Annotated in this window: 25 protein-coding genes; 10 read left to right on the top strand and 15 right to left on the bottom strand. The window is 72.2% G+C overall.

Going from position 1 to position 26,058, the window contains the following annotated elements:
* Position 1: 1 nt before the first annotated feature.
* From JJI54_RS10305 to JJI54_RS10265, 9 genes are all read right to left on the bottom strand, one after another.
* Positions 2 to 967, bottom strand: coding sequence for a PdxA family dehydrogenase (locus JJI54_RS10305; RefSeq protein ID WP_203072865.1), 966 nt, complete (start codon positions 965 to 967; stop codon positions 2 to 4).
* Positions 968 to 978: 11 nt separating this feature from the next.
* A complete protein-coding gene (locus JJI54_RS10300; protein ID WP_203072864.1) occupies positions 979 to 1,305 on the bottom strand; it encodes a non-heme iron oxygenase ferredoxin subunit in 327 nt (108 codons plus the stop codon).
* Between the two features lie 13 nt (positions 1,306 to 1,318).
* Positions 1,319 to 2,290, bottom strand: a complete 972-nt coding sequence (locus JJI54_RS10295) for a Bug family tripartite tricarboxylate transporter substrate binding protein (RefSeq protein WP_203072863.1) — start codon at positions 2,288 to 2,290, stop codon at positions 1,319 to 1,321.
* Between the two features lie 55 nt (positions 2,291 to 2,345).
* Positions 2,346 to 3,557, bottom strand: a complete 1,212-nt coding sequence (locus tag JJI54_RS10290) for an NAD(P)/FAD-dependent oxidoreductase (protein ID WP_203072862.1) — start codon at positions 3,555 to 3,557, stop codon at positions 2,346 to 2,348.
* Entirely contained in the window at positions 3,554 to 4,030 is a 477-nt protein-coding gene (locus tag JJI54_RS10285; RefSeq protein ID WP_203072861.1) for a hypothetical protein, read from the bottom strand. The genes JJI54_RS10290 and JJI54_RS10285 overlap by 4 nt, the downstream gene beginning before the upstream one ends.
* Positions 4,030 to 5,316: an aromatic ring-hydroxylating dioxygenase subunit alpha gene (locus JJI54_RS10280; RefSeq protein ID WP_203072860.1), complete on the bottom strand. Its 1,287-nt coding sequence runs from the start codon at positions 5,314 to 5,316 to the stop codon at positions 4,030 to 4,032. Before JJI54_RS10280 ends, JJI54_RS10285 begins: the two co-directional genes overlap by 1 nt.
* A 64-nt stretch (positions 5,317 to 5,380) precedes the next feature.
* A complete protein-coding gene (locus JJI54_RS10275; RefSeq protein WP_203072859.1) occupies positions 5,381 to 6,307 on the bottom strand; it encodes a dihydroorotate dehydrogenase in 927 nt (308 codons plus the stop codon).
* Positions 6,301 to 7,119: a dihydroorotate dehydrogenase electron transfer subunit gene (locus tag JJI54_RS10270; RefSeq protein WP_203072858.1), complete on the bottom strand. Its 819-nt coding sequence runs from the start codon at positions 7,117 to 7,119 to the stop codon at positions 6,301 to 6,303. The genes JJI54_RS10275 and JJI54_RS10270 overlap by 7 nt, the downstream gene beginning before the upstream one ends.
* A gap of 71 nt (positions 7,120 to 7,190) precedes the next feature.
* Entirely contained in the window at positions 7,191 to 8,225 is a 1,035-nt protein-coding gene (locus tag JJI54_RS10265; protein ID WP_203072857.1) for an ornithine cyclodeaminase family protein, read from the bottom strand.
* A 26-nt stretch (positions 8,226 to 8,251) separates the two neighbouring features.
* On the opposite strand from JJI54_RS10265, the gene JJI54_RS10260 reads away from it, so the two are divergent.
* The 3 genes from JJI54_RS10260 to JJI54_RS10250 are packed head-to-tail and all read left to right on the top strand — an operon-like array spanning position 8,252 to position 11,344.
* Positions 8,252 to 9,619 (top strand): Zn-dependent hydrolase, encoded by a 1,368-nt coding sequence (locus tag JJI54_RS10260; protein ID WP_226381599.1) that lies wholly within the window; start codon positions 8,252 to 8,254, stop codon positions 9,617 to 9,619.
* Between the two features lies 1 nt (position 9,620).
* Positions 9,621 to 10,298 carry an orotate phosphoribosyltransferase gene (locus JJI54_RS10255; protein WP_203072856.1) on the top strand — a complete coding sequence of 226 codons (678 nt, stop codon included), beginning with the start codon at positions 9,621 to 9,623 and terminating at the stop codon, positions 10,296 to 10,298.
* Entirely contained in the window at positions 10,295 to 11,344 is a 1,050-nt protein-coding gene (locus JJI54_RS10250) for a ring-opening amidohydrolase (protein WP_203072855.1), read from the top strand. The genes JJI54_RS10255 and JJI54_RS10250 overlap by 4 nt, the downstream gene beginning before the upstream one ends.
* On the opposite strand, the gene JJI54_RS10245 is transcribed toward JJI54_RS10250, so the two are convergent.
* The gene (locus tag JJI54_RS10245) at positions 11,328 to 12,521 is read right to left on the bottom strand and encodes an amidase (RefSeq protein WP_203072854.1); all 1,194 of its coding nucleotides are present in this window, start codon (positions 12,519 to 12,521) and stop codon (positions 11,328 to 11,330) included. The two genes, JJI54_RS10250 and JJI54_RS10245, sit on opposite strands and share 17 nt — an antisense overlap.
* 93 nt (positions 12,522 to 12,614) lie before the next feature.
* Here JJI54_RS10245 and JJI54_RS10240 point away from each other — a divergent pair, with 93 nt between their 5' ends.
* From JJI54_RS10240 to JJI54_RS10215, 6 genes are all read left to right on the top strand, one after another.
* Positions 12,615 to 13,577 carry a Bug family tripartite tricarboxylate transporter substrate binding protein gene (locus tag JJI54_RS10240; protein WP_203072853.1) on the top strand — a complete coding sequence of 321 codons (963 nt, stop codon included), beginning with the start codon at positions 12,615 to 12,617 and terminating at the stop codon, positions 13,575 to 13,577.
* Positions 13,578 to 13,796: 219 nt separating this feature from the next.
* Positions 13,797 to 14,552, top strand: a complete 756-nt coding sequence (locus JJI54_RS10235) for an SDR family NAD(P)-dependent oxidoreductase (protein WP_203072852.1) — start codon at positions 13,797 to 13,799, stop codon at positions 14,550 to 14,552.
* Positions 14,553 to 14,568: 16 nt separating this feature from the next.
* Positions 14,569 to 15,540: a Bug family tripartite tricarboxylate transporter substrate binding protein gene (locus JJI54_RS10230; RefSeq protein ID WP_203072851.1), complete on the top strand. Its 972-nt coding sequence runs from the start codon at positions 14,569 to 14,571 to the stop codon at positions 15,538 to 15,540.
* Between the two features lie 5 nt (positions 15,541 to 15,545).
* Entirely contained in the window at positions 15,546 to 17,300 is a 1,755-nt protein-coding gene (locus tag JJI54_RS10225) for a thiamine pyrophosphate-binding protein (RefSeq protein WP_203072850.1), read from the top strand.
* A 53-nt stretch (positions 17,301 to 17,353) separates the two neighbouring features.
* On the top strand, positions 17,354 to 18,304 hold the full coding sequence (locus JJI54_RS10220) for a Bug family tripartite tricarboxylate transporter substrate binding protein (protein ID WP_203072849.1): 951 nt from the start codon (positions 17,354 to 17,356) through the stop codon (positions 18,302 to 18,304).
* Between the two features lie 4 nt (positions 18,305 to 18,308).
* On the top strand, positions 18,309 to 19,370 hold the full coding sequence (locus JJI54_RS10215) for an NAD(P)-dependent oxidoreductase (protein ID WP_203072848.1): 1,062 nt from the start codon (positions 18,309 to 18,311) through the stop codon (positions 19,368 to 19,370).
* A 56-nt stretch (positions 19,371 to 19,426) separates the two neighbouring features.
* Here JJI54_RS10215 and JJI54_RS10210 read toward each other — a convergent pair whose 3' ends face one another.
* Entirely contained in the window at positions 19,427 to 19,882 is a 456-nt protein-coding gene (locus JJI54_RS10210; protein WP_203072847.1) for a YybH family protein, read from the bottom strand.
* A gap of 75 nt (positions 19,883 to 19,957) precedes the next feature.
* Here JJI54_RS10210 and JJI54_RS10205 point away from each other — a divergent pair, with 75 nt between their 5' ends.
* On the top strand, positions 19,958 to 20,710 hold the full coding sequence (locus JJI54_RS10205) for an SDR family NAD(P)-dependent oxidoreductase (protein ID WP_203072846.1): 753 nt from the start codon (positions 19,958 to 19,960) through the stop codon (positions 20,708 to 20,710).
* A gap of 6 nt (positions 20,711 to 20,716) precedes the next feature.
* On the opposite strand, the gene JJI54_RS10200 is transcribed toward JJI54_RS10205, so the two are convergent.
* From JJI54_RS10200 to JJI54_RS10185, 4 genes are all read right to left on the bottom strand, one after another.
* Positions 20,717 to 21,688, bottom strand: a complete 972-nt coding sequence (locus tag JJI54_RS10200) for a Bug family tripartite tricarboxylate transporter substrate binding protein (protein WP_203072845.1) — start codon at positions 21,686 to 21,688, stop codon at positions 20,717 to 20,719.
* 147 nt (positions 21,689 to 21,835) lie between these two features.
* Positions 21,836 to 23,434, bottom strand: coding sequence for an ABC transporter substrate-binding protein (locus JJI54_RS10195; RefSeq protein WP_203072844.1), 1,599 nt, complete (start codon positions 23,432 to 23,434; stop codon positions 21,836 to 21,838).
* 79 nt (positions 23,435 to 23,513) lie between these two features.
* Positions 23,514 to 25,073, bottom strand: a complete 1,560-nt coding sequence (locus tag JJI54_RS10190) for an ABC transporter substrate-binding protein (protein WP_203072843.1) — start codon at positions 25,071 to 25,073, stop codon at positions 23,514 to 23,516.
* Between the two features lie 319 nt (positions 25,074 to 25,392).
* On the bottom strand, positions 25,393 to 26,019 hold the full coding sequence (locus tag JJI54_RS10185; protein ID WP_203072842.1) for a GntR family transcriptional regulator: 627 nt from the start codon (positions 26,017 to 26,019) through the stop codon (positions 25,393 to 25,395).
* Positions 26,020 to 26,058: the final 39 nt, after the last annotated feature.

Here is a 26,058-nt window from a genome sequence, read left to right as displayed (position 1 = left end):
CTCAGCCGGCGCCGCAGAGCCGGGCCACCGCCTCGATCATCGCGGTCGGGTTCGCCTGGCCGCGGCCGGCGATGTCATGGCCGGAGCCATGGGCCACGGAGGAGAAGAGGACGGGGGCGCCGATGGTGAGGCCCGCCGTGCGATGCGCCGCCACCATCTTGGCGGCGATGTGCCCCTGGTCGTGCAGCATGACCGTGAAGGCGTCGTAGCCCGATTTGTGGAACATGGTGTCGGCGCCGAAGGGCCCATCCACCTGCGCGCCGGCCGCGCGGGCGGCGGCGATGGCGGGGGCGGTGGTCGTGTCGTCCTCGGTCCCGAAGAGGCCGCCTTCCCCGGCATGGGGGTTGAGGCCGCCGACCGCGATGCGGGGCTTCGCGATGCCGAGGCGCTTGAGGGCGCTGTCGGCGGCGAGGATGGCGGCGGTGATGCGATCCCGCGTCAGCAGCTGCAGCGCGCGGGCGACGGGGACGTGCAGCGTGACGTGGACGATGCGCGTGGTGTCGAAGCAGAGCATGAGGAAGACATCCTCCTCCGCCATGCCGCATTCGCGGGCGACGAAGGTGGGGTAGCCGTCGAAGGCGATGCCGGCGGCGGCGATGGCGGTCTGGTTCATCGGCGCGGCCAGCACGGCATGGACCTGGCCCGTGCGGGCGGCGGCGATGGCGGCGGCGGCGCTGTCCAGCGCCGCGCGGCCGTTCCGGGCGGTGACGCTGGAGAGGGCGAATTCGCCGGGGGCGAAGTGCTGGCGGGGCAGGATATCGACCGTGTCGGGCAGCGCCTCGGCGTCCGCGGCGTCCGCGCGTTCCACCAAGCGCGCGGTGATGCCGGCGCCGGCGGCGTGGATGGCGATGACGCCGGGATCGCCCACCAGGACCGGGCGGCAGAGTTGCCGCGTGCGGGGATGCAGCGCGGCCTTCAGCGCGAGTTCAGGGCCGATGCCGGCGGGATCGCCGAGCGCGATGGCCAATACGGGAAGGCTCATACGGCGTAGTGCCCGGCCTTCGGGTCGATGCAGATTTGCCCGTCCTGGATCACGACATCCCAGACGCGGACGGGATCGATGCAGGGGGCGGCGGTCGCGGCGCCGGTGCGGATGGAGAAGCGGCCCTGGTGGAAGTCGCATTCGACTTCCTCGTTCTCGATGAAGCCGTCGCCGAGGTTGCCGGGGCCATGGGTGCAGGTGTTGTCGAGGACGAAGAACTCGCCGCCCAGGTTGAAGACGGCGAAGGCGCCTTCGGGCGTGTCCACGCGTTGGCCTTCTCCATCCGCGATGGCGGTGGTGGCGCAGAGGGGCAGCAGGGGCATGGGCAGGGCTTTCCTATTCGGCGCGGACACCGGCGGCGCGGGCGATGGGGGCCCAGCGCGCGGTCTCGGTTTCGATGAAGCGGGTGTATTCCGCCGCGGTCATGGATACGGCCTCCGTCGCATCGGCTTCCAGCCTTTCGCGGATGCGCGGCAGCGCCATGGCGCGGACGGTTTCGCGATTGAGGCGTTCCACGATCGGCGCGGGCAGGCCGGCGGGGCCGGACAGGCCGAACCAGGTCATGGCCGATAGCTGGGGGAAGCCCTGCTCGCTGAAGGTCGGCAGGTCCGGGAAGGTCCGCGGGCGGGTCGGGGTGGTGAGCGCGAGGGCGCGCACCTGGCCGCCCCGGATGGCGCCGGCGGCGGAGGAGAGGGTGATGGAGCCCGCGGGCACGCTGCCGCCGATGATGTCGCCCATGGCGGCGCCGGCGCCGCGATAGGGGATGTGGTCCATCTCGAACCCCGCCGCGTTCATGAAGGCGATGCCGAAGAGGTGGCCATGCGTGCCCGCACCCGGCGAGCCGAAGGCGAAGCGCTGGCCGCCACGGGCGAGCGCCACGAATTCCGCCAGCGTGCGGGCGGGCACGCTGTTGTTGACGACGAAGACGGTGGGGGGGCCGCCGAGGAAGGCGATGTGAGAAAAGTCCCGCACCGGGTCGAAGCCGGCCGCGCTGTTGATGGCCGGCGCCACGACATGGCTGGCGATGCCGGAGATGACGAAGGTGGTGCCATCCGGCGCGCTGCGCGCGACGGCCAGCGAGCCCAGCACGCCGCCGGCGCCGGGGCGGTTTTCCACCACCACGGGCTGGCCGAGCGCGGTCTGCAGTTCCTGCGCCACCAGCCGGCCGAGCGTGTCCGCGCTGCCGCCCGGCGCGAAGGGGGCGATGATGCGGATGGGGCGGTTGGGCCAGGCATCCTGCGCCCGCGCCGGGATGGCGGCGGCGGCAAGCGGCGTGGCGAGCAGGGCGCGGCGGCGCAGCAGCGTCATGGAACGTTTCTCCTCGGGGCCGCCGCGCCCTGCATGGGGCGCGGTCTGGCCGTGTTCAGCGTAGCAGGGCGCGAAGATCGGTGGCGGGGTCCGCCAGGCGCGCGGGATCGGGCCGCGCGCCGGCGGCAATGAGGCGGCGGGCGACGGCCATGGCCTTGCTGTCGCCGATCGTCGCGGCGCCGACCAGGCGGCCATCGGGGGCGAGGTGCCAGCTGGATTCCGTGGCGCCGGCGCGCAGGATTTCCTCGCCTTCGCCCGGCAGGCCTTCCACCAGCAGGCGCGTGCCGTGCTGGTCGGACCAGAAGCCGGGGACATCGTCGTAATCGGGCAGCGCGGGGTCGAGCAGCGCGGCGGCGGCGTGGCGGGCCTGCGCCTCCGCATGGCGCCAGCTTTCCTGGCGCAGCGTCACGCCGAAGCGCGGCAGGGGGTGGCGCGCGACGTCGCCGATGGCGAGCACGTCCGGGTCATCCAGGCTGCGCGCATGGCCATCGACCAGGATGCCGTCCTGGGTGCGGAGCCCCGCGGCGGCGGCCAGGCCCTCATCCGGCGCGGCGCCGATGCCGAGCACGCTGCCATCGGCCTCGATGCGCTCCCCATTGCCCAGCGTGGCCAGGATACCGGCGCCGGACCAGTCCACGGCGATGACGCCGGTGCCGAGATGCACCTCCACGCCGCGGGCGCGGTGCAGGGCCAGCAGGCGGTCCGCCATGGCGGGCGGGCAGCCGCGGGGCATGAGGCGAGGGGCGAGTTCGACCACGACGGGATGGGCGCCGAGGCTGGCGGCCGTCGCCGCGACCTCCAGCCCGATGACGCCGCCGCCGACCAGCAGGATGCGCCGGCCGGGGGTGAGGATGGCTTGCAGCGCGGCGGCATCGGCCAGGCTGCGCAGCGCGAAGACGGGCAGGTCCGGGTCCGTCAGCGCGGCCAGGCGGCGCGGGCGCGCACCCGTTGCCAGCACGAGTGTGTCGTAGGGGATGGGCGCGGCGCCGCCGGCGGGCTGCACGCGCTTCGCGGCCCGGTCGATGGCTTCGGCACGCACGCCTTCGAGGATATCGATGCCGAGCGCCGTCCAATCGACGGCGATGCGGGTGCTGTCGGGCGCCGCCTTGCCGGCCAGCACATCCTTCGACAGCGGCGGGCGTTCATAGGGGGCGTGGGGTTCCTCGGCCAGCAGCGTGATGCGCGCGTCGCTGCCGCCGCGGCGCAGCGCTTCCGCGAAGCGGCCGCCGGCCTGGCCGCCGCCGATGATGACGATGTGGCGGGTCACGCGCGCAGCGCCTCCAGCATCGCGCTGACATAGTCCGTGCCATCGGCCAGCACGAGCATGCCGGCATGGGGCCGCAGCGCGGCGAGGCTGCGTTCCAGCGCGGCGGGATCGGCATCGCCGCTGTCCAGCACCACGGCGGCGATCATGCGGCCATGGGCTTGCGCGGCCTCCGCCACCACGGCGGCGGCGCGGGCATCGGCGCCGGCGGTGGCGACCAGCAGGACGAGGTTCGCTTCCGTGATCGCCGCGACCAGCGCGCGGGTGCGGGTGGGCAGTTCGGCGATCCAGTCGCCGCCCTGGTCGATGTCCACGAAGATGGCGCGCTGCCAGGGGCCGTCGCGCAGCTCCGCCAGCGTCGCCGCCGCGGCGGAGTCGAGCGGGACGATCGCCGTCGTGCGCGGCAGGGAGTTGGGGTTGGCGATCCGGAAGCGGGATTCCGCCGCCGTCGTCGCGCGGGCCGATTGCGATTCCATCAGACGGAGGACTGCTTCACGCCCTCGCGCACCTTCAGGTCCTCGGCGGCTGCGTCCTTGAAGGCCTGGTCGGGCGGGAGGATGACGGCGGCGGAGCGGACGCGCTGGTGGGCCACGTCGCGGCCGGGCGGCAGCACGCCCTTCTCGGCCAGCGCCTTCGCGGCGCGCATCAGCCGGTGGCGGGCCATGATGATGCCGTTGTCGGTGGAGACGAGGTTCTCCTTCGTGCGGTCCACGATGGGGCCCATGCTTTCCTGCAGCGACGCATCCTGCATGGCGATGCCGGCGACGCCCGAATAGGTATCGCCCCGCTTCTGCGCGGCGCGGTCCATCAGGTAGTCATTGTCCTTGTTGGCGGCGGGGCGATAGGTGCCGGGGACATAGGTCACATGGATCCCGTGGCCATCGATCATCGCCTGGCGCTCATGCGCCGTCAGCGCGCGGGTCGGGTGGTAGTCGAAGGACCAGGCCCAGCAATTCTCGTCGTCGATCGGGATCCAGAAATGGCCATGCACGGGGTGGTCGCCGCGCGGCGGCACCATGGTGAAGCTCGGCATCACCCAGGGCGTGATGCGCCAGTAGTATTTTCCATCCTCCGCATTGCGGCGCGCGCCGATGTAGAGGCCGCCCGGCGCCTCCACCACCTCGAAGACCGGCTTCGCGTCGCGGAGGTTGTACTGGTTGCCCTTGGCGCCCTTGAAGAGCGGGTCGGAGTTGAGCGCGCCGCGATGCAGCCAGGAGACGTGGGAGGAGTCGATCCCGCCTTCCATCGCCTGCAGCCAGTTGCATTCCTGCAGGCGCTTGCTGGTGAAGGTCTGGGCAGGGGCAACACGCGCGAATTCCCATTCCGGCAGCGGCGGCTCGCTCTCCGCCGGCCCCATATAGGCCCAGAGGATGTCGCCGATTTTCGTCAGTTTGTAGCCGGTCAGCTTGATCTTGCTGCAGAAGCCGTTCTCGGCGGGCTCGCTGGGCACCTCCACGCATTGCCCGGTCACGTCGTATTTCCAGCCATGATAGGGGCAGCGGATGCCGCCTTCCTCGTTGCGGCCGAACCAGAGCGAGACGCCGCGATGGGCGCAGAATTCGTCGATCAGCCCGTAGCGGCCCTCGCTGTCACGCACCGCCAGCAGGCGCTCCGACAGCAGCTTGATGCGCACGGGCGGGCAGCCATCCTCCGGCAATTCCTCCGCCAGCAGCGCGGGAATCCAGTAGGAGCGGAAGAGCTTGCCCATGGGCGTGCCGGGGCCGGTGCGGGTGACGAGCTCGTTCTGCTCCTGGCGCAGCATGGTGCTTATTCCTTCGAGGACTAAGCACTATCAGGGGCAGCCGCCCTGCCCTGTCAACCCGTGCCTATTCGGCAGCGAGCTGCCGGCCCGGCAACGCCAGCCCCGTGAGGTCAGCGCTGCGCGTGAAACCACGGCGGGTGCAAAAGCCCCTGAGCCCGTCGATCACCTGCACCATGGCCGTCGGGCTGATGAAGCTGGCCGTGCCGACCTGCACCGCGGTGGCGCCGGCCATCATGAATTCGACGGCGTCCTCCGCTGTCGCGATGCCGCCGACGCCGATGACGGGGATGCGCACGGCCTGCGCGCATTGCCACACCAGGCGCAGCGCGATGGGCTTGAAGGCGGGGCCGGAGAAACCGCCCATGCCGGCGCCGAGCCGTGGCCGTGCCGTCTCGATATCGATAGCAAGGCCGAGGATGGTGTTGGCCACGACCACCGCATCCGCGCCGGCGTCCTCCACCGCGCGGGCGACGGCGGCGATGTCGCCGGTATTGGGCGAGAGCTTGGCCCAGATCGGCAGGGCGCAGCGCGCGCGCATGGCGGCGATCGCGGCGGCCGCGCTTTCCGGGAACATCGCGAAGGCGCGGCCATCCTCCTCCAGATTGGGGCAGGAGATATTGGCCTCGATCGCGGCGATGCCGGGGGTCGCGGCCAGGCGCGAAGCGGCCTCGGCGAAGGCGGCATTCGTGCCGGCGGAGAGGGAGACGATGAGCGGCGGTCGGAAGCGGCGCCATTCGGGAATGGCGTTCGCGATGAAGTGGTCGAGCCCCTTCCCCGGGATGCCGATGGAATTGAGGATTCCGGCCTCCGTCTCGCAGAGACGCGGCAGCGCGTTGCCCGCGCGCGGTTCCGGCGTGACGGATTTCGTGACCAGCGCGCCCAGCGCATCCAGGTCGAAGACCTGCGCGAGCTCGGGGCCGAAGGTGCCCGAGGCCGGCATGACGGGGTTGGCCAGCGTGATCGCGCCGATGCGCGTGGTCAGGTCTACCATCCCAGTGCCGCCTGCAGGTCGAAGACCGGGCCTTCCGCGCAGACGCGGAGGTTGACGGTGCCGCCATCCGGCGCGCGGATCGGGCGCACGCAGCAGAAGCACATGCCGAGCCCGCAGCCCATCTGCTGTTCCAGCGCGACCTGGCCGGGGATGGCGTAGTCGGCGGCGAGGCGCTGCAGCAGCAGCAGCAGGCGATTCGATCCGCAGGTGAAGACGGCATCCGGCCGCGCGGCCTCGAAGCGCGCGCGCAGCAGCGCCTCCACGGCCGGGGGATCGCTGCTGCCATCGGCATCGAGCACGGGAAAGACATGCGCGCCGGAGTGGCCCGAGAATTCCTCCGCCATCAGGTCCGGCGCGTCGCGCGCGGACAGCACCGCCTCCACCGCGATGCCGAGCCTCGCGGCCGCCTGCGTCAGCGGCGCCAGCGTGGCGAGGCCGACGCCGCGCGCGAGGATCAGGATGCGGCGCCAGGAAGGATCCAGGGAGAAACCCTGGCCGAGCGGGCCGACGACGGAAAGCCGGTCCCCCGCCCGCAGCGCCGCCAGCGCCGCCGTCCCCCTGCCCTTCACATGGAAGAGGAAGCCGAGCGGTTCCTCGGCCCCGCAGCGCCAGATGCTCATGGGCCGGCGCAGATAGGGCCCGCTGCCGCCGGCATCGCGGCAGAGCAGGTGGAAGAATTGCCCGGGACGGCTGAGGGCAGAGAGGTCGGGCGCGTCGAGGCGCAGGCGATGGTAGCGGCGCCCCACCGGGGCACTCTCGATCACCACCGCATTGCGTTCGGCCACGGGAAAGGCGGCCGGGACGAGGTCCATGCTGGGCCCTGCTGGTTCAAGGCCCAGATGTTCTAGCGCGGCCCGGCGAAGTCAACCCGGGAGAGCGACCCTCAGCGGATCAGCGCGCGGTTCCGGCGTGGCGTGGGGCCGCGGAGATGCGGGTTGGGCGCGGCGCCCAGGCCGACGCGGATGCCAAGCCGGCGCAGCCGCGCCTTGCGCCAGGCGAGCACCGCCAGCGCCAGGTCGCCGATCGCCATGCCCTGGATGATGGCGAGGACATTGTCGCTGTCCGTCACACGGCCCGGCTTCATGCCGCCGACAATCTCCCCCACATCGGCATCGAGCCGCGCGGTCACCGCCTCCGCCGTCAGGGCCTTGCTGCCGATCCAGGCGCCGACATTGCCGATGGTCAGCGCGAAGACGAGATCATCCACCACGAAGCGGTTCGCCCAGCCGAGCAGATCCGCGTTCAGCTCCACATCGCCGAGGCCGATCACCGTGGCGCCCGGCTTGACCATCGAGGCATCGAGAAAGGTCTCGGTGGCGGAGGTGATGGTGATGACGATATCGGCATCGCGCACCGCCTCCGCGATGGAGGGCGCGGCGTGCAGCGCGAGGGAGAGGTCCTTCGGCGCCTTGGCGACGAACTCCTCCACCGCCTCCGCGCGCCGTGCGGCGACGTGAAGATCCGTGAGGCCCGGCAGCGCCGCGGCGAGGCAGGCGGGAACCTGCGCGGCGATGCGGCCCGCGCCGATCAGCGCGGCGCGCGTCGCGCCGGGGCGCGCGAGCATCCTGGCCGCCAGCGCGCCGGTGGCCGCGGTGCGCAGGCAGTGCAGCCCGTATTCGTCCATCATCGCCAGCGGCCGGCCGGTGACGGCATCGGCCAGCCAGAACCAGTCCTGCGCGCCGGCCTGCGCATCCGCGATCATGCGGAAGCCCGCGAGCCCCGCGCCGGGCAGCACCGCGCCCTTCACCTTGAAGCGCGCATCCTGTCCCTGAAGCCCCAGCGCGGGCGGGTTGGACAGCACCTGGCGATGAGTGGCGTAGTCCCGCCAGGCATCCTCGATGGCGTCCAGCGCTTCCGCCGGCGTCACCAGGCCCGTGGCTTCGCCGCTGCGGAGGATGAGGAACTCGTCGTTGTCCATGGAGCGCCCGGTTCGGTGTGGCTGTGATGGTGGGTCGCCCCGGCGCCACCGCCAAGGGGTCCCCCGTTCTTGCCCAGATCGGGCTGGCGCGCCAGCATCCCCGGATGGAGACGCCCCTGCCCGCCATCGCCCCCGACCTCGCTGCCCTGGCGCGCGGGCTGTTCGAGGCGCTGCGCGAGGCGCATTTCGACGGCACCGGCATCACGCGGGAGACCTACGGCGCCGGCGAGACGGCGGCGATGCGGCGCATCGAGGCGATCGCGCGGGACGCCGGGCTGCATTGCGCCTGGGATGCGGCGGCGAACCTGGTCGTCACGCTGGAGGGGACGGACCCGTCGCTCCCCGCCGCGGCCTGCGGGTCGCACCTCGACAGCGTGCCGCAGGGCGGCAATTTCGATGGCGCGGCTGGGGTGATCGCGGGGCTGCTGGCGCTGCTCGGCGCGCAGCGGGCGGGGCCACGGGCGCGCAGCCTGGTGCTGTTCGTGATGCGGGGGGAGGAGAGCGCCTGGTACGGCCGCCCCTATCTCGGCTCCTCCGCCCTGTTCGGGATCTTCGAGCCCGGCTGGATGGAGCTGGCCTGCCTGCAGGACCCGACGCTCACCCTGCGCGCGGCCATGGCGCGGGAGGGGGCGGATGTGGCCGCGGTGGCAGCGGGCACGCGGCTGGTCGATCCCGCCTCGCTCTCCCACTTCGTGGAGCTGCATATCGAGCAGGGGCCGGTGATGGTGGCGCGCGGCGTGCCCGTGGGCCTCGTCTCCGGCATCCGCGGCAACCACCGCCACCCGCATGCGACCGCGACCGGGGAGGCCGCGCATTCCGGCGCGGTGCCGCGCTGGCTGCGGCGGGATGCGGTGCTGGCGACGGCGGATTTCGCCATGCGGCTGGACGCCACCTGGCGCAACGCGCTGGAACGCGGCGAGGATCTGGTGATGACCTTCGGCATCCTGACCACGGATCCGAGGCAGCATGCGATGACTCGCGTGCCCGGGGAGGTGCGCTTCACGCTGGAATACCGCTCCGAGAGCGAGCGAACCCTGAAGGATTTCCAGGCGCTGGCGGAAGCCGAGGCGCTGGAGATCGCGCGGGAGCGGCGCGTGCGCATCGACCTCGGCCTGCCCGTGCGCACGCCGCCCGCGGTGATGGATGGGCGGCTGCTGGCGCTGGCGAAACGCTTGTGCGATTCGGGCGGCATGGCGCATGAGGTGCTGGCGAGCGGCGCGGGGCATGATGCCGCGATCTTCGCCAATGCGGGCGTGCCCTCCGCCATGGTCTTCGTGCGCAACGAGCATGGCAGCCACAATCCGCGGGAAGCGATGGGCTTCGAGGATTTCCTGAAAGGGGCCGCGGTGCTGCAGGCCATCCTGCTGAACGGCGCGGAAGCGGTGGGACGGTAACATGGAGCACGACGCGATCGCTGGCCGCACGGCGCAGGCGCTGCTGGACACAAGGGCGATCCTGCTGCGGCCGGACCGGCCCTTCATGCTCTCCTCCGGCTGGGCGGCGCCGGTCTACCTCGACATCCCCCGCGCCCTCTCCTTCCCGCTGGCGCGGCGCGCGCTGCTGGAGGGGGCGGAGGCGCGGATCCTGGCGGAGGTCGGCCACGCCGGCTTCGATGCGGTGGCGGCGACGGAACAGGGCGGCATCGCCCTCGGCGCCATGCTGGCGGAACGCTTTCACCAGCCCTTCGCGGTGGTCCGGCGCCGGGCGCAGGGCTTCGGGGCGGATGCGCATATCGAAGGTGCGCTGCGGCCGGGGTCGCGCGTGCTGCTGGTGAGCGACGTGACCACCGATGGCCGCAGCAAGGGCGCCTATTGCCGCGCGCTGGAACGCGCGGGGATGGAGGTGGCGCGCATCTTCGTGCTGTTCAAATGGGGCATCTTCGATCGCGTGGCCGCCGACGGCGCGGGGCCGGGGCTGTTCGGCCTGGCGGATTGGGATGACGTCGTCGCAGCGGCGGAGGCGCGGGGCGCGCTGCCGGCGGATGACCTGGCGGAGCTGCGGCGCTACCTCGCCGATCCCGTCGCCTGGTCGGCGGCGCATGGCGGCATTGCCGGTCTGGAAGCCACGCCGTGACGGTGCTGCTGCGCCACTACGACATGGAAGGGCCGGGCGATGCGCGGGGCCTGGCGGCCGCGCTGGCCGGGCTGCCGCCGGGGCGCATCCGGCGGATCGCCGTGCTCGGCAAGACGGAGGGGACGGCGACGCTGAACGACTTCTCCCGCGACCTCGCCATCGCGGCCACGCAGGCGGCGCTGGGGGACCGGGAGGCGACGCTGATCTTCTCCACGGGTTGCGAGGGCGTGATCACGCCGCATGGCACGCTGATGGTGGAGATGGAGACGCCGCGCGATCCCGCGGGGCCGCCGCGCCTCGCCCTCGGCACCGCGTCGACGGCGCCGATCCCGGTGGAGGAGTATGGCGGGCGCGGCCATGCGGCTTCGGTGGCGGAGGCCGTGCGGCGCGCCATGGCGGATGCGGGGGCGGGCGCCGACCAGGTCGCGCTGGTGCTGGTGAAGAGCCCGGTGCTGCCGCGCCGGCACTTGGCGACGCTGCCGCCGGAACGCGCGGCGCGGGCGGGATCGACGCCGACATCGCGCGCGGTGGCGGCGCTCGGCGCGGGGATCGCGCTGGGGGAGGTGCCGGAGGACCGCGTGACGGATGCGGCGATCCTGCGCGACACGGCGCTGCACAGCCGGCGGGTGATGGCCTTCTCCGGCACGGAGCTGACGCATTGCGAGGTGATCCTGCTGGCGAACGTCCCCGGCGCGGGCGGCGAGCTGGTGATGGCGACGGAGCCGCTTTCCGACATAATCGATGCGCCGGCGCTGATGCGGCTCGCGCGCCGCGTGGGCCTCACGCCCGACGCCGATGGGCTGTTCACGGCGAGCGCGCCGGAGGCGCTGCTGCTGAAGGTCGGCGTACGGCCGGGCGGTGCGGTGCGTGGGCGGCGGACGACGGTGTTCGAGAGCGAGCTGGACCCGGACAAGCATATGCGCCCCGTGGCGTCCGGGATGGTCGGCGCGATCTTCGGCACCACGCGCGTTTTCATCAGCGGCGGCGCGGAACAGCAGGCGCCGCCGGGCGGGGGCCTGGCGGCGATGATTACACGGGCGGGGTAGGCGCGGGCGGCAGCGCGGCCTCCACGCGGGCGGCGAGGGCCAGCAGCGCGGCATCCTCCCCGGGCGCGGCCAGCAGGTGCAGGCCGAAGGGCACGCGTTCCCGCTCGTAGAGCCCGGCCGGGAGCGTGATGGCCGGGGCGCCGGCGGCATTGGCGGTGCGGACGAAGATGGAGCGCGCGGGGTCGAGGGGGATCGTCCGGCCATCCATCTCCACCGTCTCGGCCTCGATCGGGGGCGCGGCGAAGGGCCAGGTGGGGGTGGCGATGGCGGTGGCGTCGCGAAGCGCCTGCCGCAGCGCCTGGGTGAAGGCGCTGCAGGTGGCGCGGGCCTGCTCCACCACCGTGGGATCGAGTGCGCGGAAGGCCGCGCGGCGGGCGATAAGGCGCGGGCCGAGGGGCGCGTCCTGCGGCAGGCGGTCGAGCCAGGCGCCGCCCTCGGTGAGGGAGATCACGCCGCAGGCGGCATCCGCTTCCCGCCAGAGGGGGATCTCGGCCTCGATGGTCTCGATCCCCGCTTCGCGGCAGCGCTCCAGCGCGGCGGCGAAGAGGGCGCGCGTGGCGGCATCGGCGCTGCGCTCCACCAGCGTCAACGGCACCAGCAACCGCGGCACGGCGGGGCCTGTGGGCGTGCCGAGCACGGCGGCGCCGCGCGCCAGCATCGCGACGTCCCGCGCGATGAGGCCGAGCGTGTCGAGGCTCGGCGCGGGCTGCGTCGCGCCGCTGTAGTCCCAGGCGTGGAGGCTCGGCTTGAAGCCCACCACGCCGCCATGCAGCGCGGGGTTGCGGACGGAGCCGCCGCTGTCGGTGCCGAGCCCGAGCATCGCCTGGCCGAGCGCCACCGCGACGCCGCTGCCGGTGGAGGAGCCGCCCGCGGTGCGCGCCACGTCGAAGGGGTTGAGGCCCATCGGCTCCGCCGCATTGTCCGGGGCGTACATCGCCATTTCCGACAGCGTCGTCATGCCCACCACGACGGCACCGGCGGCCTTCAGGCGCGCGATGCAGGCGGCGTCCTCCGCCGCGATGCGATGGGCGAAGACGGCGCTGCCCTCCGTCCAGGGCAGGCCGGCGACGGGGATGTTGCCCTTCACCGCCAGCGTGACGCCGGAAAGCGGGCCCGGGGCGGGCGCGGCGGGGTGCTCGACACGGTGGGAGAAGGCGCGGAAGCGGGAGAGGTCCATCGGGCCAGCATGGGGGCGATGCCGGGATGCGGGAAGATGGACGCGGCCCGAGGGATCGCTAGGCTTCGTGCCGGACCGGAGGGGAGAACGACGATGCTGATGCGCAGGGGTGTCCTGGGGGCGGCGCTGGCGCTGCCGGCGATCGGCGCGCGGGCGCAGGCGCCCTGGCCATCGCGCGCCATCCGCCTGGTGGTGCCCTTCGGCGTCGGCGGCACGGCCGACATCTTCACGCGCCTGGTCGGGCAGCGGCTGCAGGAGAACCTCGGCCAGGCGGTGGTGGTGGAGAACCGCACCGGCGCGGCGGGCACCATCGGCACGGACCATGTCGCGAAGTCGCCGCCCGATGGCTACAGCTGGATCGTCTGCACCAATACCCAGACGGCGAACGAGACGCTGATGCCCGGCCGGTCCTACGATCTGCTGCGGGATTTCGCGCCTTCGGCCTCGCTGAACATCATGCATCACGCGGTGGTGGTGCATCCCTCCCTGCCCGTGAATTCCATCGCGGAACTGATCGCCTATGCGAAGGCCAATCCCGGGCGGCTGGATGTGGGCTCGCCCGGCATCGGGTCCGGCCACCATTTGGCGTCGGAGGTCTTCAAGGCGCAGGCGGGCATCACCATGCAGCACGTGCCCTTCCGCAGCAGCGACCAGGTGCGCACGGCGGTGGTGGCGGGGCAGGTGCCGCTCTGCTTCGATCCCATCCCGTCGATGCTGGAGACGATCCGCACCGGCCGCGTGCGCTGCATCGGCACCACGGGGCCGCGGCGCAACGCGGTGCTGCCCGATGTGGGCACGGTGGCGGAGGTGCTGCCGGGCTTCGAGCAATCAGTCTGGGTCGGGCTGCTGGCCCCGGCGCGCACGCCGCCCGCGATCCTGGAGCGGATGCAGGCGGAGGTGGGGAAGATCCTCGCCGACCCCGCGATCCAGGACCAGCAGGCGCGGACCGGGGCGCAGGTGATGCCGATGGGCGTGGCGGAATTCGCCGCCTTCGTGCGGCGCGACGTGGAGCAGCACCGGGAGTGGATCCGCGCGGCGCGGATCGAGCCGATGTAGCTCTTGGGCCTGTGGACACTTGGCTGCGGGCGCACTCGGCGGCGTCTTTCCGCGCCTGGGGCGTTGGGGTCAGGGCGACGATGGAACCCCATCGCCCCCCGCGCCTTCCAGGCACGAAAATCCACTCGCCGATTGCATCCCGGGCCAGGTGTCCACAGGCCCTTGCCCCCCGCGCGGACTGCCCTGACACTCCCGGGCAAGACGCATGGGGGAAACGGGATGGAGCTGGGCCTGAAGGGGCGGCGCGCCCTGGTGACGGGCGCGAGCCAGGGCATCGGCCGGGCGGTGGCCCGCGCCCTGGCGCGGGAGGGCGTGACCGTCGCCGCCGCCGCCCGGCGCAGCGGCCTGGTGCAGGAGCTCTCGGATGCCGTGCGGGCGGAGGGCGGCGCGCCCATCATCCCCATCGCCATCGACCTGACGGAGAAGGACGCGGCGGCGCGCCTGGCGGATGTGGCGATGCAGGCACTGGGCGGCATCGACATCCTGATGAACGCCGCCGGCGGCAGCCGCCCCCTGCCCTTCGATGCCCCACGCGCCGATTGGGACGAGGGCATGGAGATCAACTTCCATCGGTTGCGGGAGCTGACCCATGCCGTGATGCCGGGGATGCGCGCGCAAGGCTGGGGGCGCGTCGTGAACTTCACGGGCACCTCGGAGCCCAGGATCATCAACGCCGCCTTCGCCGCCAAGGCCGCGGTGCATGTCTGGGCCAAGGGCCTGTCGCGCGACGTGGCGGCGGATGGCGTCACCATCAACTGCCTCCAGCCCGGGCGCATCCGCAGCGAACAGATGACGAAGCGCTACCCGACGCCGGAAAGCGAGCGGGAATTCGCGGAAGCCGAGATTCCCATGAAGCGCTTCGGGGAGGCGGAGGAGATGGCGGATGTCGCGATCTTCCTCGCCTCCGACCGCGCTGCCTACGTCACCGGCACCGTCATCCCCGTGGATGGCGGCATGTCGCGCTTCGCCTTCTGAGGGAGGGTTCAAGGCCATGCAGACGACACGGCGATCCTTGCTGGCGGGCAGCACGACCTTGCTGGCGGCACCCGCCTTCGCGCAGGCGAACTGGCCCGACAAACCGATCCGCTTCATCGTGCCCTTCGCGCCCGGCGGCACCACGGACATCCTGGCCCGCGTGCTGGCACCGCGGCTGACGCAGGGGCTCGGCGTTTCCGTCGTGGTGGAGAACCGGGGCGGCGCGGGCGGCACGGTGGGGCATGAGGTCGTGGTGCGATCGCCGCCCGATGGCTACACCATCATGCTCGGCCATATCGGCACGCTGGGGGTGAACCCGAGCCTCTATCCGCGCCTCAGCTTCGACCCGATCGGCGGCGTCGCGCCGGTCTCGATGGTCGCGCTGGTGCCGAACATCCTGGCGGTGCATCCGAGCGTCCCGGCACGCAACCTGCAGGAGCTGATCGCGCTGGCGCGGCGGCGGCCCGGGGAGCTGACCTATGGCAGCGCGGGCAATGGCAGTGCGGCGCATATCGCGGCCGCGGCGCTCGGCCATGCGGCGGGGGTGGAGTTCACCCATGTGCCCTATCGCGGCAGCGGGCCGATGGCGAATGACCTGATCGCGGGCCAGATCAGCTTCACCATGACGGGCGGCACCGTCGTGATGCCGCTGGTGCGGGATGGGCGGCTCAGGGCGCTCGGCGTGTCGTCGCGCACTCGGATGCAGGCCGATCCCTCCATTCCGACGATCGCGGAACAGGGGCTGCCGGGCTTCGAGACGACGCAATGGTACTGCGTCGTCACCACCGCCGGCGTGCCCGCGCCCGTCATCGCGCGGCTGAACGCGGAGGTGCACAAGGCGATGAACGATCCGGAGGTGCGGTCGCGGCTCGCGACGGAGGGTGCGGAGAGCGCGCCGGGCACGCCGGAGGAGCTGGGCAGCTTCATGCGCGCGGAAGTGGCACGCTGGGCGGAGGTGATCCGCATCACCGGCATGAAGGCGGATTGAACGGCATGGATGAGATCGAGAAGCCCGTCGCCTCGCCCGCCGGCAGCGTCTGGGGCAGCGATGTCGTGGCGCGGCTGGTGCAGGCCATGGGCTACCGGCACATCACGCTGAACCCCGGCGCCAGCTTCCGCGGGCTGCATGACAGCCTGGTGAACGACACGGGCAACCGCGACCCGCAGATGATCCTCTGCCTGCATGAGGGCAATGCGGTCGCCATCGCGCATGGCTGGGCGAAGGTGACGGGCACGCCGATGGCCGTGGTGCTGCACAGCAATGTCGGGCTGATGCATGGCACGATGGGGCTGTTCAACGCCTGGTGCGACCGCGTGCCGATGCTGGTGCTGGGCGCGACGGGGCCGGTGGATGCGGCCGCGCGGCGGCCCTGGATCGACTGGCTCCATACGATGAGCGACCAGGCCGCGCTGGTCCGGCCCTTTCTCAAGTGGGACAACCAGCCGGCTTCGGTGCCGGCGGCGATGGAGGCGCTGCTGCGCGCCAACCTGATCACGCGCAGCGCGCCCTGCGGGCCGGTCTACATCAACCTCGACGCCGCGCTGCAGGAATCGCGGCTGGAGGCGCTGCCGGCGCTGCCCGACCTGTCCCGATACGCGCCGCCGGCGGCATCGGTGCCGGCACCCGCGACGATCGAGGCCGCGGTCGCGATGATCCGCGCGGCGAAGCGGCCGATGATCCTGCCGGGGCGCGGCGCGCGCAGCACCGCCGACTGGGCGCGCCGTGTCGCGCTGGCGGAGGCGCTGGACGCCACCGTGCTGACGGACTTCAAGGTCGGCGCCGCCTTCCCGACCGACCATCCCCTGCATGCCGCGGCGCCCACCACCTTCCTGACGGAGAAGGCGCAAGCCGCGGTGCGGGAGGCCGATCTGGTGCTGGCCTTCGACTGGGTGGACCTCGCGGGCACGCTGAAGCAGGCGGGCGGGTTCAGCGGGCGCGTGATCCACGCGACGCTCGACCAGCAGCTGCATAACGGCTTCGGCATGGAGCATTTCGGCCTGCCGCCGGTCGACCTGCACCTCGCCTGCGAGCCCGCCATCGCGCTGCATGCCATCGCGGATGCGCTGGGCGTCGGCCCCGGCACGCCGCCCGGCGAGTTGCCGGCCTGCCCCGCTTTGCCGCCAGCGGCGCCGGACGCGATGTTGGATGTGGGGACGCTGTCGGCGGCACTGGGCGAAGGGCTGCACGGCGTGCCCGCCTGCCTGGTGCGCCTGCCGCTGGGATGGCGCGGCGAGACCTGGCATTTCCGCCATCCGCTGGACTACCTCGGCGGCGATGGCGGTGCCGGCATCGGCGCGGGGCCAGGCATGCTGACGGGCGCCGCCATGGCGCTGCAGGGCACGGGGCGGCTGCCGGTCGCGGTGCTCGGCGATGGCGACACGCTGATGAGCGCGACGGCCTTCTGGACCGCCGCGCATTACCGCGTGCCGATGCTGGCCGTCATCTGCAACAACCGCAGCTTCTACAATGACGAGGTCCACCAGGAACGCGTCGCCAAGCAGCGCAATCGGCCGGTCGAGAACAAGTGGATCGGCCAGCGCATTGCCGACCCCGACATCGACATCGCGGCGCTGGCGCGCGCGCAGGGCGCGACCGGCATCGGGCCGGTGCACACCGCGGGCGAGCTGGCCGCAGCGGTGCGCGACGCGGTGGCGCGGGTGCGCGCGGGGGAGACGGTGGTGATCGATGCGCGGGTCGCGCCTGGCTACTCGGCGGCGATGACGGCAGGACTGACACGACACAGTTGAACGGGGCACAGCTGACGGCCGGAAAGGCCGCGGCATCAGGGAGGAGTAGGACGATGCAGCGACGTTCGTTCCTAAGCGCGGCCATGGCCATGGCGGCGGCGCCCGCAGCCGCGCAGGACTTCCCGGCGCCGACACTCAAGATGGTGGTTCCCTTCACGCCCGGTGGCAGCAACGACCTGATGGGGCGGCTGATCGCGGAGAAGCTCGGCGCGCGCTGGGGCCGGCCCTTCGTGGTGGAGAACCGGCCGGGGGCGGCGGGCAATATCGGCACCGAACTCGTCGCCCGCAGCGCGCCGGATGGCGCCACCTGGCTCTTCGCGCCGAACCAGGTGCTGACGACGAATCCGCTGACCATGCGCACCAGCTTCGACCCGCTGCGCGACCTGGCCTTGGCCGCGCGCGTGGCCCGCGTGCAGACGCTGCTGGTGGTGAACCCCGCGACCGGCATCCGCGACGTGCGCGGCCTGGTGGCGGCGGCGAAGGAAAGGCCGGGGCAGCTTTCCTATCCCTCCTCCGGCGTCGGCAGCTTCCAGCACATGGGCGTCGGCCGGCTGGTCGGCGAGGACATGGTGCATGTGCCCTATGGCGGCGCGGCGCAGCTGATGCCGGACCTGCTGGCGGGGCGGACGCATGCCTTCTGCGGCGCGCTGAACAGCCTGCTGCCGCATGTCCGCGCCGGCGCGCTGCGCCCCATCGCGGCCATGACGCCCTCGCGCGCGACGCTGCTGCCGGAGGTGCCGACCATCGCGGAAGCCGGCTTCCCGGGCGAGGAGACGGAGATCTGGGCCGGCGTGGTGCTGGCCGGCGGCACGCCGCGCGCCATCGTCAACGCCGTGCATGCGGCGCTGGCGACGCTGTTCGCGGAGCCCGATGTGGTGGCCAGGCTGGCGGAACAGGGGATCGAGCCCGCGATGCAGGGGCCGGAGGAATTCGCGGGCACGGTGCGCGCGGAACTCGCCGCGAATGGCGCGCTGGTGCGCCGCATGGGGTTGAGGCAGGGATAGCGGAATGTCGAACACGCGGCCGACGGCGCGGCTGGCCTATTTCTCCCACTGGATGGACCCGGTGGCGCTGCGCGTGCTGGGGGCGGAGCCCGCCATCGCGCTCGACCATCTGCAATTCGCCATGGACCGCGCGACGCTGGATGCGGCCTTCGCGCAGGCGCATGGCTACCACGCGCTGCCGCGCGTCGAGATCCAGGAGCCCTGGTTCTGCGACGCGGCGCTGCTGGCGCGCGCGCCGAACCTGCTGGCGGCCTGTTCCTCGGGCGCCGGTTTCGACGTGATCGATGTGGAGGCCTGCACCAAGGCGGGCGTCATCGTCTGCCACCAATCCGGCACCAACAAGGAAGCGGTGGCGGAGCATGTGCTCGGCCTCATGCTGGCGCTGTCGAAGAAGATCGGCGTGGCGGACAAGATGCTGCGCCGCCAGGCGGGGCTGGATCGCTTCGCCGTCACGGGGCGCGACATCCGCGGCAAGACGCTCGGCCTGGTCGGCATCGGGCAGATCGGAACGCGGGTGGCGGAGCTCTGCCGCGGGCTGTTCGGGATGGAGGTGCTGGCCTGCGACCCCTATCTCGACGCCGCGACGATCGCGGCGCGGGGCGGGCGCAAGGCCTCGATGGAGGAGGTCTTCGCGAAGGCCGACTTCGTCTCCGTCCATGTCCCCCGCAACAAGGAAACCTTCGGCATGATCGGCGCCGCGCAATTCGCGGCGATGAAGCCGACGGCCTACTTCATCCAGACCTCCCGCGGCGGCATCCATGACGAGGCCGCGCTGGCGGAAGCGCTGGCGGCGGGGCGGCTGGCGGGGGCGGGACTCGACGTCTTCCTGAAGGAACCGCCGCCGCCCGACCATCCGCTGCTCGGCTTCGACAACGTCCTGGTCACGCCGCACAATGCGGGGATCACGGAAGAAGCGCTGCACGACATGGCGGAAGGCGCGGCGCTGCAATGGGCGCAGATCTTCCGGGGCGAGGTGCCGCCGCGGCTGGAGAATCCGGAAGCCTGGCCGCTGTACTCGAAGCGCTTCGAGGCGGCCTTCGGGTTTGCGCCGCAATCGTTGGGGTAGGCGTTCCCCCCCTCACCCAACCCTCTCCCCCTGTCAGGGGGAGAGGGCTCTTCGAGTCAGCGGATCACCGGGCGGTTGCCGTGGCTTTCGGTGGGCACGCCGCGTTCCAGGGAGAGATGGCTGTGGACGGCGATCCACGCATCGCCCTGGCGCATCAGCACCAGCGTGGCGCGGCCGGGGCGCGGGAAGGGCGTGCCATCCTGGTGGAAGCCGGTGCTGGTGAAGGGCGCGATGGCAATGGCCAGGCCGGCATCGGCGCTGGCCAGGACGCGCGCCGCCGCCTCCACGAAGGTGAAATCCGCGGTGCGGGGCCAGACGCTGTCCCATTGGCGGTCGCGGAACTGGGCAAAGCCTTCAAGGACAGCCTGGTGGGTGCCGAAGGCCAGGACCTTCTCGTGCCATAGCGGCGTCGCCGCGCGGTAATCCACGGCGCGCACCGCGGCGGCGAAGCGCCGCATCCAGTCCAGCACGCCGTCGCGCGTCGCGGCATCGGCCTCGGGCAGGTCATCCATGCGCGTCATCCCCAATTTGCGCCGCCTCGCGCGGAAGGGTAACGCTGGCGGCGGAACCAGGGCCAGGAGCGGTGCATGGCGGCGAAGCGCGTTGTTCTCGTGACCGGCGCGGGGTCCGGCATCGGCGCGGCCTGCGTGCGCCGCCTGGCCGCGCCCGGCACCGCCATGCTGCTGCACACGCGCAGGAATGCGGAGGGGCTGGAACGCGTGGCGGAGGCCGCGCGCGCCGCCGGCGCGGAAGCCGCGACCATGCTGGGCGATATCGGGGAGGCCAGCCTGCCGGCCGCCCTGGTGGCGCGGGCGGTGGAGGTCTTCGGCGGGCTCGATGTGGTGGTCACGGCAGCCGGCTTCGCGGACAAGACGCCCTTCGCCGAAGCCACCGACGCCATCTTCCAGAAATCGATCGATGGCGTGCTGTGGGGGTTCCTGCGCACCGCGCGGGCCGCGCTGCCGCATCTCGCCGGCCGCCCCGCGCCGCGGATCATCGCCATCTCCTCCTTCGTCGCGCATGTCTTCCGCACCGATGTCAGCACCTTCCCCGCCAGCGCCGCCGCCAAGGGCGCGGTGGAGGCGCTGGTGCGCGCCCTGGCGGTGGAGGCGGCGCGCGGCGGCATCACGGTGAATGCGGTGGCGCCCGGCTATACGCGGAAGGACCCGGGCGCCCATGCGGCGCTGAGCCAGGCGCAATGGGATGCGGTGACGGCGAAGATCCCCATGGGCCGGCTCGGCACGCCGGATGACGTCGCGGAGGCGGTGGCCTATTTCGCCTCACCCGCCGCGGGCTACGTCACCGGCCAGGTGCTGCATGTGAATGGCGGGCTGATCTGAGGCGCGCTACTCGTTCGGGCGGAGGTTGTTGCGCCGCGCGACGGCGCCCCAGCGGTCCAGCTCCGTCGCGACGAAGCCGCGGAAATCGGCCGGCGACATCGGCGTGGGCAGCGCGCCTTCATCCGCCAGGCGGGCCAGCACCTCGGGATTGCTGAGCGCGGCCTGCGTCGCCTCCGCGAGCCTGGCCACCACCTCCGGCGGCGTGCGGGAGGGGGCGACGATGCCGTACCACTGCATGGATTCGAAGCCGGGCAGCACTTCGCTGATCGCGGGCACGTCGGGGGTCAGCGCCAGGCGATCCTTTGCGGTGGTGCCGAGTGCCGCCACGCGCCGGTCCCGCACCAGCGGCAGGGCGGCGGGCGTGCCCGTCATGCCGGACTGGATGTTGCCGGCGACGAGGTCGATCACCATCGGGCCCGAGCCGCGATAGGGCACATGCACCATCTGCAGGCCCGCCGCCTCCAGGAAGGAGATCATGCCGATATGCACGTTGGAGCCGGCGCCGGAGCTGCCATAGGTGATGGTGTCGGGGGCGGCCTTCACGCGATCGATGAAGCCGCGCAGCCCGCCCTCCGCCAGGTTCTGCTGCGCCAGCAGCACCATCGGCACCTTCGCGATCATGCCGATATGGGCGAGGTCGCGCATGACATCGGCGCGCATGCGATAGACATGAGGGTTCACGGCCAGCGTGCTGATCATGCCGATGCCGATGGTATGGCCATCGGGCTGCGCGGCCGCGATGGCTTCGGTCGCGATCACGCCCGCGGCGCCCGACCGGTTCTCCACCACCACGGACTGGCCGATGGTGGCGGCGATGTTCTGCGCCATGACGCGGGCGAGGATATCCGTCGCCCCGCCCGGCGCCGCGGGGGCGATGAAGGTCAGCGGCCGGCGCGGCCAGGCGGGCTGCGCCAGGGCGGGCAGGGCGAGGGTGGCGAAAGGCGCGCTGAGGAGCAGCGTGCGGCGGGCGATGGTCATGGCGCTTCCCTGGTCGTCCGCGATGTCGCTCGCGGTTTCGTGGGCGACGCTATGGGCGGCCGGCCCGGCCGACAAGTTTCAACATGGACATGAAAAAGGCCCGGCGCCTTGCGGCACCGGGCCCCCTTCCCCGCTGGCCGTGACCGATCAGCGGCGCATGCGGACGTGGCGGAGTTCCAGATCCTCCTGCACCCGCAGCGGCAGTTCGGCGACGGTGTCACGCACGCCGAAGATCTGCGGTTCCTGGTGCAGCGGGATCATCGGCAGCAATTCCCGGAACCGCGCCCAGTACTGGGAGGCCAGCTGCTGGCGCTTCGGCTGGTCCGTCTCCACCGCGATCTGGCGCAGCAGCTCCGCCATCTGGTCGTCCTGGAAGCGGCCCCAGTTGAAGCTGCCCTCGCCGAGAAGCTCACGACCCGGATTGGTGATGTCGAAGTTCCCGGGCGTCCAGCCGAGCATGTAGAACTGATACTCGCCATTGGCGCCGCCCTGCAGGAAGCGGCCGAAGGGCACGGCGTTGAGCCGCGCCTGGATGCCGACGCGCTGCAGCATGCTGACCGCGGCCTGGCAGATGGCCTCGTCATTGACGTAGCGGTTGTTCGGGCAGTTCAGCGTGGTGCGGAAGCCCTGGGGGAAGCCGGCTTCCGCCAGCAGGCGGCGGGATGCCTCCGGGTCGAAGGGCAGGCGCTCATTCGCCGCGGCGTCGAAGCCGCCGATCGCCTGGGCGATGGGAATGCCGGCCGCGACGGTGGAGTTGCGCAGGATGACCCGGGTGATCGTGTTCATGTCGATCGCCTGGTACATGGCGCGGCGCACGCGGGGATCCCGCATCGGGTTCGGCGTGCCGGGCGCGTCCTGGTTCTCCGGCCGCGCCGTGTCCATGGCGAAGTAGATGCTGCGCGCGGTCGGGCCCTGGATCAGGCGGATGCCCTGCGCCTGGGACACGCGCTGCACGTCCTGCAGCGGCACATGGTACATCACGTCCAGCTCGCGGGAGAGCAGGGCGGCCACGCGCGTCGGCGCGCTGGCGACGGGGCGGAAGACGGCGCGGGTGATGCCGTGCTGCATCGCGGCCGCATCCCAGTATTCGGCGTTGGGCACCAGCACCGTGCGCTCATCGGCCAGGCGCTCCACCACGCGGAAGGGGCCGGTGCCGTTGGTGTTGAGCTGGACGAAGGTGCTGGTGGCGCCGGGCTGGCCGGCGCGCGCCACGGCCATGGCGTTGTTCGCGCGGACCCAGTTCGCGTTCATGATGAAGAACAGCGTCAGGTCCTGCAGCAGGATCGGGTTCGGGCCGCGCGTCTCCATCTCCACCGTGAAGTCATCGACGGCGCGGACGGCGGTGACGCTCTGCAGCGTATAGGCCATGTCGTTCTGGCGCACGCGCTCGGCGGACATCACCACATCGGCGGCGGTGAAGGGCTCTCCGCCATGGAAGCGGACGTTGCGGCGCAGGTGGAAGCGCCAGGTGGTGGCGTTGACCTGTTCCCACCGCTCCGCCAGCGCGGGGCGCACGCTGCCATCCGGCTGGCGCTTCACCAGCGGCTCGTAGATGTTCTCCTTCATCGTGTTCGTCACGCCGTGGTTGTTGGCGTGCGGGTCGAGGCCGAGGATGTCGTTCGCCGTGGCCCAGGTGAAGGTGGTGGCGGCGGCCGGCGCGGCGGGGGCCGTGGCGGCGAAGACGGCACCCAGCGCCAGCGCGGAGACGGCGCCGCGCAGCAGGGTGCGGAGGGATGAAGCCTGCATGTTCTTGTGTCTCTTCCCGGTTTCGAGGGGGCCGGAAGATGCTTGACGTCCCCTCCCCTGTCCAGCGCGGAAAACCTTGCTAGCGCCTGGGATGCAGGTGGTGCGCCAGGGTGCTTTCCTCCACCATGGCGGCGTAGCTGAAGCCGGCCCGGTGGGCCCAGATATTGTCCGGCACATGCAGCGGCAGGACCGCCATGTCCTGCCCCATCGCCACCCGTTGCGCCTGGCGGATCAGGCCGTCCCGCGCCGCCGGGTCCGCGCTGCCGCGGGCCTGTTCCATGAGCCCGTCGAAGGCCGGGCTGGCATAGCGGCCGCGATTGAGCCCCCCCAGCCCCCGCGCCGCATCGAAGCTGTGCAGCACCTGCGCCATGCCGAGCCAGGCATCGCCCGTGGAATGCCCGAAGCCGATCAGGAAGCTGCTGAATTCCCGCCGCCCCGCCCGCGTGAAGAAGACGTTGGAGGGCATGACCTCCACCCGCGCATCCAGCCCAATCCGCGCCCAGAACTGCGCAACCGCCTGGGCGGTCTTGTCATCCTCCACATAGCGGTTGTTGGGGGAATGCAGCGTGATCCGGAACCCCTCCCCATACCCCGCCGCCGCCAGCAGCCGCCGGGCCTCGGCGGGGTCATAGGCCGGGGCCGCCAGGTCGGGGTCGAAGCCCAGCTGGCCCTCGATGGCCAATTGCCCGGAAGCGCGGGCGGCGCCGGACAGCACACGGTCCACGATCGCGGCGCGGTTGATGCCGAGCGAGAGGGCGTGGCGCACCCGCGCATCCTTCAGCGGGTTCCCCGCCAGCGGCCGCCCATCCCGCGCGGTGACGAAGGGGGATGGGTCATTCGCCTGGTCGAGGCCGATATAGATCATGCGGTTGGAGGAGGCGGTGGAGACCGCGACCTCCGGCCTCGCCCGCAGGCGCGCCACCTCCCCGGGCGGCACCGCGTCCACCAGGTCGGCATCGCCCGCCAGCAGGGCCGCCAGCCGCGCGGCATCGTTGGCCACAGGGCGCAGCGTGGCCCGGGCGAAGGCGGGGGCCGCGCCCCAATACCCATCGTTGCGCGCCAGCCGCAGCGCCGAACCCGGCTGCCATTCGACGAAGCGCCAGGGGCCGGAACCCACCACCGCGCGGCCTGCATTGAACTCCGCCGTCGTCGCCGTGGCCGCGATGCGCGCCGGGATGATCCAGGCCGTCATGGCATTGAGCGGCACGGAAGGATCGACGCCGCGCGACCGGATGCGGATGGTGCGGGCATCCACCACCTCCAGCGCCGCGATGCTGCCGGCCAGGCGGATATAGGGCGCGGGACTGTTCGGCACGCGCGGCATGCGCTCGATCGAGGCGCGGACATCCTCCGCCGTCACCGGCGTGCCGTCATGGAAGCGCGCATCCGGACGCAGCCGGAACTCCCAGAGATCGGGCTCGGGGTTGGAGAACTCGGCCAGCCCCGGCACGGGGCGCAGGTTTCGGTCCGACGCCACCAGCGGATCGAAGAGATGCCGCATCATCGCCTGGTTCGCCCCCACCAGCGCGAAATGCGGGTCGAGCGAGGAGGTCTCCGTCTGGATCGCGACCCGCGCCTCCTGCGCCGGCGCCACGACCGGCGCCAGCACCGCGACCGCCGCCATCATCCAACCACGCATCGCCGGTCGCCCCCCAGGGTGGTGCGGGAAACAGCCTAGACCCGGGGCGCGGGGTTGGGCGAGGGCGACGCATCCCGGGGAAAAGGGCTCCGCCCTCTTCCCCGGACCCCTTCACCCGCAAAGGGCCCGGCGGCCCTTTGAACCCATGAGATTGGTCGCGGAAGGGAGGGGCACAGCGCGACCGCTTGTCCGCAACGCGCGCCGTGCCCCTCCCTTCCGCGACCAATAACCTCGCGGTCCAGGGGCCCGGGGCCCCTGGCGGGGGAGAGGTCCGGAGAGGGGCGCGCAGCCCCTCTCCGGGACAGCGCCGCCCAACGCCCTACGGCGCCCCCGGGCTCAAATTGTGTTCCCGCATCACCTGCTGGAGGGCCGGCAGGTCGCGGGTGCGGATCAGGCGGATGATGGCGAAGTGGTGGTCCGCGCCGCGCCGCAGCAGGTCCATCGTGTTGCGGCGGCGGATGACGGCGGAGGGGACGCGGGCGCGGAGGTCGAAGAGCAGTTCCACCATCTCGCGGTTCGGGCAGGGGGCGAGCATGGTGGTGTGGAAGGCGATGTTGGCGGCTTCCTGGTCCTCCACCGTGCCGGATTCGAGGGCGGTGGCGAAGGCTTCGGCGTGGCGCTGCATGGTGGCGAGGGCGCTCTCGTCGAGCTTGTCGATGACGAGCGCGGCCGCGGCCACTTCCAGCACGGCGCGGGTTTCCATGACCTGGGCGACGCGGGCGGGGTCGAAATCCTCCACCTGGTAGCCGCGGCGGGCGATGTGGCGGACCAGGCGCTTTTCTACCAGGCGGTCCAGCGCCTGGCGGATATCGAGGCGCGTGGCGCCGTAGGCGGCTTCGAGGTCGATCTGCCGCAGCCAGGATCCGGGGCCGAGGCGGCCGAGATGGATGTCCTGTTCCAGCAGGCGGGTGAGGTCGCGGGTGCGGGCGGGGGCGGCGGCCTGCATCGCGGGTTCTCCTGGCGCGCTTGTGCGGTTGACCATGCG

This window comes from Falsiroseomonas ponticola, from assembly GCF_016805305.1.
GTDB classification, from domain to species: domain Bacteria; phylum Pseudomonadota; class Alphaproteobacteria; order Acetobacterales; family Acetobacteraceae; genus Falsiroseomonas; species Falsiroseomonas ponticola.
The sequence above is the reverse complement of the archived record's forward strand: the minus strand, read 5'-3'. Positions and strand labels throughout refer to the sequence as shown.

Excerpts from the sequence above, each read along its gene's own strand:
- JJI54_RS10210 (WP_203072847.1), bottom strand. The coding sequence starts at position 19,882 with ATGGATGACCTGCCCGAGGCCGATGCCGCGACGCGCGACGGCGTGCTG.
- JJI54_RS10235 (WP_203072852.1), top strand. The coding sequence starts at position 13,797 with ATGGAGCTGGGCCTGAAGGGGCGGCGCGCCCTGGTGACGGGCGCGAGC.
- JJI54_RS10225 (WP_203072850.1), top strand. The coding sequence starts at position 15,546 with ATGGATGAGATCGAGAAGCCCGTCGCCTCGCCCGCCGGCAGCGTCTGG.
- JJI54_RS10275 (WP_203072859.1), bottom strand. The coding sequence starts at position 6,307 with ATGGTAGACCTGACCACGCGCATCGGCGCGATCACGCTGGCCAACCCC.
- JJI54_RS10245 (WP_203072854.1), bottom strand. The coding sequence starts at position 12,521 with ATGGACCTCTCCCGCTTCCGCGCCTTCTCCCACCGTGTCGAGCACCCC.
- JJI54_RS10230 (WP_203072851.1), top strand. The coding sequence starts at position 14,569 with ATGCAGACGACACGGCGATCCTTGCTGGCGGGCAGCACGACCTTGCTG.
- JJI54_RS10215 (WP_203072848.1), top strand. The coding sequence starts at position 18,309 with ATGTCGAACACGCGGCCGACGGCGCGGCTGGCCTATTTCTCCCACTGG.
- JJI54_RS10200 (WP_203072845.1), bottom strand. The coding sequence starts at position 21,688 with ATGACCATCGCCCGCCGCACGCTGCTCCTCAGCGCGCCTTTCGCCACC.
- JJI54_RS10205 (WP_203072846.1), top strand. The coding sequence starts at position 19,958 with ATGGCGGCGAAGCGCGTTGTTCTCGTGACCGGCGCGGGGTCCGGCATC.
- JJI54_RS10270 (WP_203072858.1), bottom strand. The coding sequence starts at position 7,119 with ATGGACCTCGTCCCGGCCGCCTTTCCCGTGGCCGAACGCAATGCGGTG.
- JJI54_RS10295 (WP_203072863.1), bottom strand. The coding sequence starts at position 2,290 with ATGACGCTGCTGCGCCGCCGCGCCCTGCTCGCCACGCCGCTTGCCGCC.
- JJI54_RS10285 (WP_203072861.1), bottom strand. The coding sequence starts at position 4,030 with ATGGAATCGCAATCGGCCCGCGCGACGACGGCGGCGGAATCCCGCTTC.
- JJI54_RS10185 (WP_203072842.1), bottom strand. The coding sequence starts at position 26,019 with ATGCAGGCCGCCGCCCCCGCCCGCACCCGCGACCTCACCCGCCTGCTG.
- JJI54_RS10255 (WP_203072856.1), top strand. The coding sequence starts at position 9,621 with ATGGAGCACGACGCGATCGCTGGCCGCACGGCGCAGGCGCTGCTGGAC.
- JJI54_RS10260 (WP_226381599.1), top strand. The coding sequence starts at position 8,252 with ATGGTGGGTCGCCCCGGCGCCACCGCCAAGGGGTCCCCCGTTCTTGCC.
- JJI54_RS10280 (WP_203072860.1), bottom strand. The coding sequence starts at position 5,316 with ATGCTGCGCCAGGAGCAGAACGAGCTCGTCACCCGCACCGGCCCCGGC.
- JJI54_RS10300 (WP_203072864.1), bottom strand. The coding sequence starts at position 1,305 with ATGCCCCTGCTGCCCCTCTGCGCCACCACCGCCATCGCGGATGGAGAA.
- JJI54_RS10220 (WP_203072849.1), top strand. The coding sequence starts at position 17,354 with ATGCAGCGACGTTCGTTCCTAAGCGCGGCCATGGCCATGGCGGCGGCG.
- JJI54_RS10195 (WP_203072844.1), bottom strand. The coding sequence starts at position 23,434 with ATGCAGGCTTCATCCCTCCGCACCCTGCTGCGCGGCGCCGTCTCCGCG.
- JJI54_RS10265 (WP_203072857.1), bottom strand. The coding sequence starts at position 8,225 with ATGGACAACGACGAGTTCCTCATCCTCCGCAGCGGCGAAGCCACGGGC.
- JJI54_RS10240 (WP_203072853.1), top strand. The coding sequence starts at position 12,615 with ATGCTGATGCGCAGGGGTGTCCTGGGGGCGGCGCTGGCGCTGCCGGCG.
- JJI54_RS10190 (WP_203072843.1), bottom strand. The coding sequence starts at position 25,073 with ATGCGTGGTTGGATGATGGCGGCGGTCGCGGTGCTGGCGCCGGTCGTG.